Origin of the sequence: Trichormus variabilis 0441, assembly GCF_009856605.1 — a bacterium.
Classification (GTDB): Bacteria; Cyanobacteriota; Cyanobacteriia; order Cyanobacteriales; family Nostocaceae; genus Trichormus; species Trichormus variabilis.
Genome location: NZ_CP047243.1, coordinates 69,092 through 81,746 on the forward strand (window position 1 = coordinate 69,092; position 12,655 = coordinate 81,746).

The following is a 12,655-nucleotide window of genomic DNA, read 5'->3' on the forward strand; positions in this document are numbered from 1 at the left end:
ACTTAGTTTTAAATAAAGTTATGACTCTCGAAATTAGGCATTTTGATACTAGGCTAAATCAGTGGATTCATACTGACGGAGATAAAAACAATCCTGGTTCAATTTTAACTGAAAAATTAGATAACACTCTACTAGAATTTTACTTTCCAGGTAAAGAATTTTCTTTTGGACATATAGATGAGTATTGTAAAGCAGAAGATTTAAGAAATCATCCAGATGGGAATATTCTGTTACTGTCTTCCAAAACAAGGCTATTGTATGGTTCTCCAGAATGTTTACCTGAAATTGAAAAACTTTGTCCAGATAGAAAAGACAGAGGTGCTTATGGTTCCATTTTTCTAGGTGCTTGTAAAAATTCAATCCATGAAGAATTAAATATCTTGGTTGTTGATGATTCTACTGGAGAAAACGGAAAAATATTATCAAATGATTTAGCGTACAAGATGGTAGGTGATTGCTATGGACAAATCACAACCGAACTTTATGACAGATTGACTAAACGAGAAGAACAGTCGGACAAAAGTTATCGCGTTATTCAACATCGGTTTGGATGGACTGAACGTGATGGAGAAGATAACAAATATAGATTCGGCAAGGGAACATTAAGACCGTCTAAATTAGATAAGCTAAGATATGCAGATTCTAGCAATAAACCCAAAATCGATATAATTCTCCCCCTATCCAGCTTCAAAGGAACAGACAAGGATTGTCCAGGCGGATCTAGCAAGCCACAAATTAAACCAGGACTCTATAGACAGAAAATCTGGTTAGGAGAAAAGTCACAATCTCAACAAGGTAAAACTGCCATATCTCAACTTTTAGCATCGTTTCCTCAAGGTATTAAGGACTTCGCTGAAGAATTAGAGATGCAGGCTCAAAAATTAGCCCAGATGCAGTCCGACCCCAGGAAAGTAGCTCAACTGTATTGTGAAAAGTATGAAAAACGCAAGGCTTTTACTGAAAAGCAAAAAGTCTTGCTACAGCAGCAAATTACTGAACAGGTTGCTGATGGAAAAGTCGCTAAAAAATTAGAGTTTTTAACTAAAAATGAAGATTCAGAAGAATTTGAAATAAGTGATGAGCTTGACGAATCTCCAAAAGAAGATTTGTTAATGTACAGAATTATTAAAGCTGACTTAATTGGTGGACATAATCAACTTATAGAAACAGAAAAAGTAAGAAAAGAACTAAGTCGATTTGTCCAAAATGAGTGGTGCGATATTGCAATTGGCAGAGCTATCACATTTGACCGAGCGATGATTATTCCGTCTAAAGAATTGAAAAACGGAGAAATTTGTGTACCTTGGTTAAATGAAGGGGAAAAAGTTCTAAACTTCCGTTCACCATTCCTAAACTCGAATGGCTTGTGTGTCTCTGTCAATAAGCTGGTGGATGATTATTTAACACCTGATGGTGAACCACTAGAGGGTATTATCGTAGTCAACGATGAAGACCATAAACGCATATTAGCAAGACTTGAAGCTGACGAAATAGCCCCATTAGAAACCGAATCAGAACGCCAGGGTAGAGATTTTGACGGTGACTGTATCGGAGTAACACTAGCAAGTAATTACCCCAACTTTACGGCAGAAGCAGAATATAGAAACCAGAGAGAAAACGCCTATGCTCCTACAGTAAAACTGAAGAAACAATCATTTTATTTACCAGATGGGATACAACCGCCATTTGAAGAAATCGCCATACACATGAGCGATAGTATTAGCGTGGGCATCATTAATAATTCAGACAAAGCTGATGTTTGATAAGGCAAACCAGTACGCCCAGAAGTTCCGAGAAAGTATACCATCAGAGCAGAGATTAGGAGCCGCCGCCGCCGCATGGAGTGTTGGTGCGGCAAGACAGGATGAACTGGAACGTAAAAATGATGGAGAGGAGGAAAATAAACAGTCTCAAACTGCAATCCAAAAGAAAATACCCAACTTTGTGTTTGCTGCATTTGGAGAAGAAATTGTTTCCCGACTGAGACAATTGCAATTTGATGAAATGACATTAGGGACATTGGGCAGCGAGGCGAACAATTTCAAAGATAAAGTTTGGCATCCCGACGAGAAATACCCGATTGAAATCAGGGCATCTCACCATCCAAGAGGACATGAGCGCCACGCTTCAAGATTAGTATTCGTACAGGATACTAATGGCGAGTACAAGGAATACGCATCGCTCGAACCAAGAACCGGACAGCTACCAATTGGTACTCAAGCTCTGGCTAATATTATCCCTGGTGAAACATACACAGCCAATGCCACGATTGCAGTTCCAGGAAAGCCGGAGGTAAATTTCACTATCAGAGAAATTGGCAAGTTCGCTTATGCAGGTCAAACCTTCAATGCTGAGTCGGTGAAATTAGAGATTGGCACAAAATCAGTACCTAGTCAAACGGTGAAAATCAAACTAGACGGTAAAACTCTAGGGGAATTAGATGCTGATTCAATCAAACAGCTGCAACCATTTAATCTTGTTAAAGATGGTCAACCCTTCAACCTCAAGTTAAAAACAATTTCTGACAAAGAAAATCTGGGATTTGTGCTGGCTGAATCGCCAAACGGAAATCTACTAAGAATCAATAATATTGGACAGTATGACTACAAAGGGCAAACATTTAATGATGAAAACTATCGCAAGCTGACGTTAGAAGTATCACAAACTCAGGTCAAAGATGCAGTGTTTCTCAATGGTCAGCCGTTGGGTGTGTTGTTTTTCAAAAAAGACAAGGAAGCTCTTAAAGAACTAGGCGCTTTACAACCGGGAAAGTTGACACAGGTGCAAGCAACCCTCCAAAGTAATTTCTCGACCACTGTACTGAAAGTAGACCCAGAGAGTATTAAGTATCCCAAAAGTTGGACAAAGGAATCTCAGGCTTTTGGCACTCAAGCACTCAACCAAGAACAGCAACTTCTCTTAGAAAAGACTGCACCGATATTGCAAAAAATCAAAGAGCGCCCGACGATTCTATTTGCCAGCCGGGAAGATAAAATGCTTGGCATCACACAGATGGCAGTTGATAATCACAAGGTGGAGGCTGTAACCAAGTGGTTGACCCAGAAGAATATTGCACTCACTCAGATGCCCCCAGAGGATTTTCCCCTAGAAACGAAAAAGGGACTGGCGGTATTTAACTTGGTTAATTCAACTATCCCTGAAGAAGTTAGTACGGCGATGACTAAGAAATTTGGCGCAGTGATTGAATCACTTCAAGAGTATCAGGATGTAGTGCGATCGCTGCCGAACCGTCCTGAGTCTTTACAGCCGTCACAGCCGTTTCCTCAAGTTGAACAACAGACTTCGCCAAATCCACCCGCATCCACACCAATATTTGCACCATCAACAAACGAAGTTGTAATTACAGGTAATACTAACATTTCCTCCCCTGCCTCCCCTGCTTCCTCCGCTCCCCCTACCTCTCCTACTCCCCCCGTGACAATTGAAGACCTACGCAATTGGTACAACAATGCTCATAACTTAGGAAAGCCTGATGAATACAAAAATCGCATCGTGGAAATAGGCAATGCCTTTAAAGCGGGTCAGCCCTTATCTGTTCAAGCTTACGCCGCGATGCAGCAAGATAACTTGGACTTGGAGAACATCAGTCGGCTCACCGAAATGGCGCAAAGGATTGGCATGGTTTGGGGACAGCCTGCCCAAGATGGTTTTACTATGGTTCGGGGCAAAGTTTACGATTTGGCTTACAACGGAGATCGCAAAGATTTAGTGATTGCCCAAAAAGATGGTGAAGTAGTTTTCAGGCTGGAATCTGGGAGAGTGCAAATTAATCAAGTTACACCACAGGTATTACAAGCTTTTGAGCAAGCGAATAATCAGGCTCAGGCAGTTTTGGCAAAGTCTAAGGTTCAAGAGACAGAAATTCAGCAGTAGTCTTTAGAACAAAATTAATTATGGCAGCAACAGATTTAGAACAAGCGCAGATTTTATAAAATCAAAATATGGAACACATTAACCCTAAAAACTTGGAGTTTGTATGAAATTATCTGATTTATCATTAGAAACTCTAGAAAGAATTAAGTCGGTTAGATGGGATAGGATTATTGAAAAGCACGAAGGCCCAGAAGATTGGGAATCTGTTTTGAAATATGAGGAGTCAGAATTTATCGAAATTGAAGGGTGTCCAGTATTATTACCTGTAGATAAATCACATCATCCAAATATACGTGTATTGCGTGCAATTTGGAGCGAAGGAAAAAATTCTGTTACTTTGTTTCTCTCGGATACTACCTATGAAGATGACCCCTTTTTCTCTGGTTTTATGGCAGTATGCGATCGCTTGAAGAATGAGGAGTTTTTCATAGCGATTGTGTATCATGAATGGTTTATTATTGAAAGAGCAGAAGTTCTTCAATAGATATTCTAAAAGTGATAGGTCGATAGATAGAAGGCAGATATATTTTGGAAACACAGTTATTCAATTCGGATGTTTAAATAACATAGCCGATTTTTTTGGAGTTTGTTATAAAATAACTAACTAGAATGATACTTAGATGCAATTAAAAACTCCGCCGCAAAACATACTCTCCACACTGTTAGCATTACGTGATTATTACGCACCCCTCGTAGAAGAGTATGAAAGGTTATACACACAAGCTAAGGATAACCTCAATCATGTAGAAGCGTTATTAGCAAACTGGCCTGCAAAGTCAAGCGAACAGATGAATCGCTTAAAACCAGAGCAGGTGGCTGCTGCGGTCACGGCGAATGAAAAAAGGAAGGACGCTTTAAATGGCAACCAGAACAATTTAGAAACTGAGACTAACTTAACCCAAAACGTAGAAACAGAGTATTTATCTCTATCACAGGAAGAGATTAATGTCCAGCTAGAGATCCCACAGTTAGATGTTATTGCTGTGGAAACCACATCCTCATACAATAGCAATGCGATTAGTGAAGCTGAAACCACCGCAGTAAAATCTAACCCGACTCAAGAAAACTCATCTTTAGATTCTGGGGAAGACACTTTAGAAACACAGGGAGAGCAAGAAGAAACTAATGATATACAACAGCCAGTCGCAGACACGATAGAAACTGACATATCATCTGTAAGCCAGGAAGATAATGAAGAGTTAGTTATTGATGAATCAGCTACAGTTGTCCAAGAGGACTTATCCTCAGACAATAACAATAACATTGTAGAAACTGAGGATGTCTCCGAGGCAGCCACAGACATTATAGAAACCGAGAGTTCATCAACAGCCACCGAAAACGAACATCAACAGCCACAATCAATATCTAGCGAACAAGAGAACGCACAGCAAACTCAGGACAAACAGCGTTCTTTGGGAGAGATTCCTATGCTGGAGGAATACTTTGGACTCAGCCGCATAGAAGCAGTAGAAAAGCTACTCCAAAAACATCAAGGCAATATATGTCATGTGGATTTTGTGGCGCGTGCGCTGTATGCGGAGTTAGAGCCAAGTATTTGGAAGATAGTTAGAGGTAGAGTCCAATCAACACTAACTCAGGGGAAAAATAGCGGCAGATGGTTTTTGGTTCCAGGGAAGTCGGGTTATTACACCATAAATTTAAAATTGCTTAAGTCGAATCGTAAAAGTAGTTCTTCCCAGCCAGAAAACAAGAAAAAACCGTCTCTTCAATCCAAAGCGAATACTGTGCCAATGGTGGGGGAATTTGAGGGCAAGTTTGTAATTGATGCGCTGACTACTATGCTGCAACAAAACCCAGGGAAAGTGTTTAATGTGGCTCAAGTGATGGAAGCACTGTATGGAGAACTAGACCCGGATGAAATCAAGGAAGTAAAAACCAGTGTACTTAATGAATTGTCACGAGGTCATCGTACAGGCATATTCTCCAGAGTGCCAGGGGAAAAAGGTGTTTACACTTGGGATGTTAAGTTACTTTCTACAGGGAAGTAGACAGTCAAAGATTGAGATTGCCAGCATAAGTATTGAAATTCAGCATTAACTTTTTTTTAAAAAATCTTCCGGGGGATGATAAGGAAAAACTTGTTCAATTATGCTTAAAAAAGATAGTATTTATCAGCAATGATTAATTTACAAAAACTAATTCGATCTGTAATTTTAGGCGTGGGGTTGGCTGTCATCACGCCCCAATTTTCTGCTGCCCTAGCGAAGGAGAAGATAGTTACCCTTGCCCAAGTAACAAATAACTGGCCAGTAGTTAAATCAGCAGGGCTATCCCCAGATATGGATGTGCCTTGGTCGAAACCAGTGAGAATTACAGACCTTTTTGAAGGAGAGTTGTTTGGATTTTTTGACCGCAACTCAATAGGAGGTTCAGCTCGTGAGGGTTCAAAGCAAGTGATTAGCTTGTGGACACCCCAAAGTATTCGGGTATTAACAACTATAAATTCGTATCAAGCAACCTCGTCTTTTTACACTGTAGGGCGCAGATATTTTAGACCTGATTATGTACAATTTAGCACTAGCAAGAAAGTGGATAGATTATTGCTGAAAGTGAGACAGCAGATTTTTCAATTAGAGGGAGTAAACAATCAGTTTGCTATTACTAGAGAATTAGCAACAGCTTTAAAAAATGCTCCTGAAGAAAACTTAAACATCAGACTGGTATTAGAAGGAGGTCAAAGTATTGACAGCGAAATTGGTACACAAACAGTCAAAGCTTGGCGAAACATCTATTGAGTTAGTGCAAACTGCTTCAAGATATCTTTTCAAATATCGTGCAAGGGAAAATTTTTCGGTTATTTGCTATATACTTTTAAGTTCATCTGGTTGCCGAGAAAAACTTAAAATTGTATGTCCAGCCTAAGTTCTGATTTGATACGCATCTATTTGCAAGAAATTGGTCAGTTTCCTTTGTTAACTTCTGATCAGGAAATAACTTATGGCAGGCAAGTACAGCAAATGATTGCCATCCAAGAGCAACAGCAGCAGCTTAGTCAACAATTACATCGAGAACCAACAACGGCAGAATTAGCGAATTTCCTCAACACAACCCAAGCCCAAGTCAATCAAATACTTGAGCTTGGTCAACGAGCCAAGCAAAAGATGATCACCGCAAATTTGAGGCTGGTAGTTTCTATCGCCAAAAAATATCAGCGCCGTAACTTAGAGTTCTTAGATTTAGTTCAAGAAGGTGCGATTGGCTTGCAAAGGGGGATAGAAAAGTTTGACCCTAATCGTGGTTACAAGTTGTCAACCTACGCATATTGGTGGGTAACGCAAGCAATTACCAGAGCGATCGCCGAAAAATCTCGCACAGTCAGGCTACCGATTCACGTTAACGAAAAACTCAATCAAATTAAGAAGGTACAGCGAGAATTTTTTCAAACGCTAGGTCGCCGTCCTAGTGTGGCAGAAATTGCCCAAAAATTAGAGTTAGAACCCAGCCAAATTCGAGAATACCTCAAGGTTGCCAGTGGGACGATTTCTCTAGATTTAAAGGTAGGGGATAACCAGGAAACAGAATTGAGCGAACTTTTAGCCTCGGAGGGTGTTTCGCCAAATGAAAATACTACTCACGAAATGTTGCGCCAAGACCTAAGTGATTTGTTAGCATCACTCAAACCGATGCAACGCGAAGTATTAATTTTACGCTTTGGTTTGTTGGATAATCAAGAGCAAAGTTTAGCCCAAATTAGCGAAAAGCTAAATCTTAGCCGAGAGCGAGTGCGCCAAATCCAGCAAAAAGCAATGACTGCTCTGCGTCGTCAACAGCCATCGATTGGGCAGTATCTCACTTCTTGAAACCGATATTTTCTCTGTGTGTCAGTTAGTGAAAGAAATACTGTTGTACATCGCTTTATTTTAAAGACAAAAAATAGCAAGATTGAATGGTGTAGCTTGATATTTTGATTCTAGAAATCTAAAGGTATATTATGAATATTAACTATCAAAAAGCCGCATTTTGCGATCTAAATCTTGTTTTGGAACTAGTTGAAGAGTTTCATGAAACTGAAAAGTTACCATTTGACAAAACTAGCGATCGCCATGTACTTGTACAGTTTTTGAGCAATGACTTTTTTGGACAAATATGGTTGATTAAGCAAGACAATGAGGTCATTGGCTATATTGTTTTGACGCTAGGTTACAGCCTTGAATACCGAGGTCGAGATGCTTTTATAGATGAATTTTATCTTCGTCCAAAGCATCGAGGACAAGGTATTGGTACGCAGACTTTGATGTTTGCAGAGAAAATTTGCCATAGTTTAGGAGTTCAAGCCCTTCATCTAGAGGTAGATTTTGAAAACCCAAAAGCCCAACGCCTTTATCATCGAGTTGGCTATCAAAAACACGAGCGTTTTCTAATGACGAAGCTCCTGAATGGAGAAGTTTGAATAAGGATTCAGCACTTTAGGGAAGCATCATAGGCTTTCCAATTCTTAACTTTATACTGTGCTTTCGTCTTCATCTCTGGGCGCTTGCGGCGAGCGAACATAGGCGATAGGTAAAATTTACCATTTTGTCTATTTACGCAACAACGCCTTTTAAATTAGATAATATTTCTCATCTTGATATAAATATTTACTATAATCTACAAAGTATTTAATGAAACTATTAGATGAATATAAATTATTTATAATAATACCTTCTGATTCTAACTTATTCTTTTGATTAGGAGAATATTTTGTCAAATAGCCTTGAGAATCTAATATTCTATGTATTGGATAATTATCGTCTGATGCCTTTTTAAGATATGTAGGGATAGCTCTAATATAGCTTTTATCTACTCCAATTGCTTCAAGTATATGTTTGTATGTAACTACTTTACCTGCGGGTATTTTTACGATAAATTCAAGAAAGCGTTCATAAGGATTTTCAGATAAGGCTGGAAATTTACCAGTTTGAATTTGAAAATCATTTCCCACACGAATAAAGCCTGAATTAATAACTACACCTAAAATTCCTCTTTTAGCGTGGAGACTTTTTAAAGTATCAACTAAATGCGCTATACGTTTACACGGTTCACAATAAAAAGTTAAGCGAATAGCGGCCCCACTATCAAAACTTATTACAGAACCAGGAATGAAATCATTAGATTTTATCTCTGAAACAACAATATTTTCTCGGAATTTTCCTGGTGGAATTCCGAAGTCTACAATATCTTCATACTTAACAATTAAGACTTGTCTGGGACTAATGGGATTAGCATTGACATCTTCTTCAATACCATGACCGATTTTCAAGTTGATTTCTTCAACTTCCTTCATGGCTAAACCCTGCCTCTGTTTGATGAAAAGATGTAAAATATAACTGTTATTACTAGACATACGCTGATAATTAACCTAAAAATGAATATTGAATGTATTTCTCTTAAAAACATCAAAATACAACAAAATGCAATACTACAAGAGATTTTATATTTAGCATCAGATTCTAATTTTGGTTTAAAACAAATACAACCACTACATCAAACTCTAATCACAAAAGCACTAGTAATTGAAAAAATATTTGCTCAACAAAAAGCAACGCCAGCATCTCTGACTTATCACTCTCGTAAAATATACTCGTGGATAAAGTTTTTGACAGATAAACATTATCTACAACTGCATCTGAAAAATACTGGTTATCTGTTAGAAACCGCTAAACATATTTTGAGTATACATGATCAAGAACCACGGCAATTAACGATTGCACTAACTAATTTATCCGGGCTATATAAAAGTAAAATGTCTACTAGTGCAGCTAGTATCATGATTAGTGAAGGCTTTATAAATGCACCAAATGAAGTATTGCAAGCGTTAGTAGAATCTACTCTTCTTGGTAAGAGTAAAAATAATACCCAACTTATTCGCTCATTTGCTAGTACAGAAGAATACACTAATGTTTTATTAGAGCTTGATTTAATTGCTGATGTAATGGCGGAAAATCCACAAGGTAAGTCTTATAATCTTGATGAGTTATTTGATAAAGTCAATTATGAATATTTTTCTGCCAGTCTTGCTAAACCACGTCTAGCATGGAGTCGAATTAATACTTACCGTAAATTAGGACATTATGAGTCAGCTAGAGATAGGGTAGTGATCAGCTTGACTCTTGATGATACTAAAATACCTGAGTTTGTAGTTGAATTTATCTTATATCACGAATTGTTACATAAATATCATGGTACGCACTGGGTTCAGGGAAGAAGAATGGTTCATACTAAAGAGTTTCGCGCCAGTGAACGCCAGTTTAAATTTTATAACGAAGCATTGGAATGGTTGAAAAAATCATCAAAACCTCCCATTCCTTTCACCGCTTATCCTGGCAAGGAAAGCGGTGAAAGGAATGGGAGGTGAATTGAGAAACGTCCCATGAACCCATTTTTGTGTTAGCAAAAACAGTGAATGGGCAGCCCGTGCAATTCACAAATACCCTATATGCCATAAGCGTAACCATCCTTTTTATGAATAGTTTTACAGTATTTATGAGAGATACCTTGGATTAGTCCTTTTGCAGTTGATATATTAAAACTACCTGTGGCACGAGTAGCAATTCTACCAACATAAGTACCAACTTTTTTACCTTTAGTAACAACGGCTTTAACAATATCTCCAGTCTGAAATCCAAAATGGAATTTAGTTCTAGAGCAATGGCGAACAGGTAACCCATATTTATCGGTACGACATGATTGTCTTGTACCATGACCATTAGCGGTAATTAATAATGGTTTGATACCTTTGATTTTAAGTATTGGTGTTGATGCACCAACGCAACAAGCGTCCAGCCAGTGGGATTTATTTAATGCCTGTTGAGTTCTATTGAATTTAGTTAGTCCGCCAGAACCAGTTTCTATTGGTAAGCCAGTAGATTTTAAAGCATATAATAATGCAAATCGAGTTGCATTAACTGCGGCTGCATCTGCTAATGGCTTTTTAGTTAATGCCAAGATTTTCTCTAATCGAGGTTTATCTTTTTCAAGGTAATCTCTGATATCTTGATTACCTTTTCTCAGGTTACATTTCTCACAACTTAGGGTAAGGTTTGTAATTGAGTTTGACCCGCCCTTACTTTTGGGGTGGATGTGTTCAATTTGTAGTGGAACATCTTTAATTCCACAGTAAGCACATTCTCTATTCCATTTTTCAAGTAGGTACTGACGAGTTTCAAAGCCAGCTAACGTACCCTGTTGGTATTCTTTCCCTTGAATATCAGGACGGCGAATTAGCTGCATGTCAAACTTTACTAATTCCTGACTAATGGCTGTAATCGGTGCAACTTTTCGTAATTTACTAACCCAAGTTTTGATATTCTCAACCCTACTTTGTAAGCTTGGTGCTAACCATCCTTCGGGCTTAGTTCTATTGAGAAATCTAGGTTGACGATATCTAGTTTTTCTATTCCTTCTACTCCTACGTAATTGCCTTCTAGATGTTATTGCATCCCGAATAGCAAAGCCTCTATGCTTTAATTCGGCAGCAAATACCACCTCATCATTAGCGTCGTTTATGATTGCTATACCTGTGGTTTTAGCTCCAGGGTCTAGCTTTAACCTGAGCGGAGATACATTAGTGTTAACATTTGACTCTTTCACAATAATTGTGAATGGAAACCGTTTAAATACTGCTGCTTTTCCACTCCTTAATAATTGTCTTGCCTGTGCTGGATGAATTGGATTTAATGGTCTTTTTTCCTTATTAATTACAAACACTTTGCACATAATGCGCCTCCAATTTCTTGGGTAATGTTAGCCTGGACAATGATTTAAAGGCTTTTTATGTCAACAGCACTGGCTTAACCCATTAGACCTGTTTAACTGTTGACCCTAGAGCTACAAACTGGCTACGCATTTGCAGGTAGGATGACCTAAAAATCGTAGTGATTTAACACTTAGTCGGGTAAACTTTGGGCTTTAAAAGCCCCCACCATATTGCTCTTAGCAATAATTGGTGGTGGGTTGTTTACCTGGATGAACTTCGCACTATAAAAGTAATCGAAGAGTCTTAATTTTCTGATGTCGGTGTAAACTGTGCAAACAACTCTGCTCCTGTCAGGTTCCTAGTTTCATTAGCAAAAGAGTAATATTCGGGCTTTTCGTCGATAAAAACCTGATGTTCAAAAATTAGACCTTCTGTGTTATCGAAGAGTCCAGCAGGTATGAAGTATTGATTATTTTGTTTCAATCTGTAAAATAGATGGCTGCCACACTTCTGACAGAATCCACGTTCCGCCCATTCGGAAGATTGATAAACGCCGATATTTTCTGTACCCTCAAAACTAACATTACTGCCACACTCAATGGCGAACATTGCTCCTCCACCCCACTTTCTACACATACCACCATGACAAGCTCCCACGATATTACTCATATTTGTTGTGGATATGTTTACCGCTTTACATAGACAACTACCTTTGACAACATTAGACATATTCTTTGCCCCTATAGCTTGAATCATCATTATTCGATTGTAGCAAGTGCCTTGTTAAGTTAAGTGAACTATGGTGATCGCCTTCTTATGATCGCCATAGTTCACTTCACAGTGTTTGAATGATATGGAATGGAAAATTCTGGCTCGCAATCTTATTGAGCCACTGCGTTGTGGAGGTTTCCTCCCTTGTAGCAAGTGGCGTTGAGACTAAGGATTTAACAATAAAGGAGCCAATGATTTCAAAACTCTAAGCTCTGTGTATAAAGAATTTCAAAGCAGGAATGTACAAATCTTTTGGTTAAGCTAATGTAAAAATAAAATAGCAGAATCAACAAT

General features: G+C 38.5%; 11 protein-coding genes. 8 read left to right on the forward strand and 3 right to left on the reverse strand.

Features of this window, described 5'->3' with window-relative positions:
* The first annotated feature begins 20 nt into the window (after window positions 1-20).
* From GSQ19_RS30465 to GSQ19_RS26715, 7 genes are all read left to right on the forward strand, one after another.
* Entirely contained in the window at window positions 21-1,763 is a 1,743-nt protein-coding gene (locus GSQ19_RS30465) for a hypothetical protein (protein WP_011316345.1), read from the forward strand.
* The gene (locus GSQ19_RS30470) at window positions 1,756-3,894 is read left to right on the forward strand and encodes a hypothetical protein (protein WP_011316346.1); all 2,139 of its coding nucleotides are present in this window, start codon (window positions 1,756-1,758) and stop codon (window positions 3,892-3,894) included. Before GSQ19_RS30465 ends, GSQ19_RS30470 begins: the two co-directional genes overlap by 8 nt.
* Window positions 3,895-3,997: 103 nt before the next feature.
* Entirely contained in the window at window positions 3,998-4,378 is a 381-nt protein-coding gene (locus GSQ19_RS26695; RefSeq protein ID WP_011316347.1) for a hypothetical protein, read from the forward strand.
* Between the two features lie 136 nt (window positions 4,379-4,514).
* Window positions 4,515-5,903 carry a hypothetical protein gene (locus GSQ19_RS26700; RefSeq protein ID WP_011316348.1) on the forward strand — a complete coding sequence of 463 codons (1,389 nt, stop codon included), beginning with the start codon at window positions 4,515-4,517 and terminating at the stop codon, window positions 5,901-5,903.
* A 129-nt stretch (window positions 5,904-6,032) separates the two neighbouring features.
* On the forward strand, window positions 6,033-6,650 hold the full coding sequence (locus GSQ19_RS26705; RefSeq protein ID WP_011316349.1) for a hypothetical protein: 618 nt from the start codon (window positions 6,033-6,035) through the stop codon (window positions 6,648-6,650).
* A gap of 114 nt (window positions 6,651-6,764) precedes the next feature.
* Window positions 6,765-7,715, forward strand: a complete 951-nt coding sequence (locus GSQ19_RS26710) for an RpoD/SigA family RNA polymerase sigma factor (protein WP_011316350.1) — start codon at window positions 6,765-6,767, stop codon at window positions 7,713-7,715.
* A 131-nt stretch (window positions 7,716-7,846) separates the two neighbouring features.
* Window positions 7,847-8,305: a GNAT family N-acetyltransferase gene (locus GSQ19_RS26715; RefSeq protein WP_011316351.1), complete on the forward strand. Its 459-nt coding sequence runs from the start codon at window positions 7,847-7,849 to the stop codon at window positions 8,303-8,305.
* A gap of 150 nt (window positions 8,306-8,455) precedes the next feature.
* On the opposite strand, the gene GSQ19_RS26720 is transcribed toward GSQ19_RS26715, so the two are convergent.
* Entirely contained in the window at window positions 8,456-9,178 is a 723-nt protein-coding gene (locus tag GSQ19_RS26720; protein ID WP_011316352.1) for an MGMT family protein, read from the reverse strand.
* A gap of 81 nt (window positions 9,179-9,259) precedes the next feature.
* Here GSQ19_RS26720 and GSQ19_RS26725 point away from each other — a divergent pair, with 81 nt between their 5' ends.
* Entirely contained in the window at window positions 9,260-10,249 is a 990-nt protein-coding gene (locus tag GSQ19_RS26725) for a hypothetical protein (protein ID WP_011316353.1), read from the forward strand.
* Window positions 10,250-10,326: 77 nt separating this feature from the next.
* Here GSQ19_RS26725 and iscB read toward each other — a convergent pair whose 3' ends face one another.
* The gene (iscB, locus tag GSQ19_RS26730; protein WP_011316354.1) at window positions 10,327-11,610 is read right to left on the reverse strand and encodes an RNA-guided endonuclease IscB; all 1,284 of its coding nucleotides are present in this window, start codon (window positions 11,608-11,610) and stop codon (window positions 10,327-10,329) included.
* 283 nt (window positions 11,611-11,893) lie between these two features.
* Window positions 11,894-12,319 carry a GFA family protein gene (locus tag GSQ19_RS26735; protein ID WP_041457333.1) on the reverse strand — a complete coding sequence of 142 codons (426 nt, stop codon included), beginning with the start codon at window positions 12,317-12,319 and terminating at the stop codon, window positions 11,894-11,896.
* Window positions 12,320-12,655 lie beyond the last annotated feature (336 nt).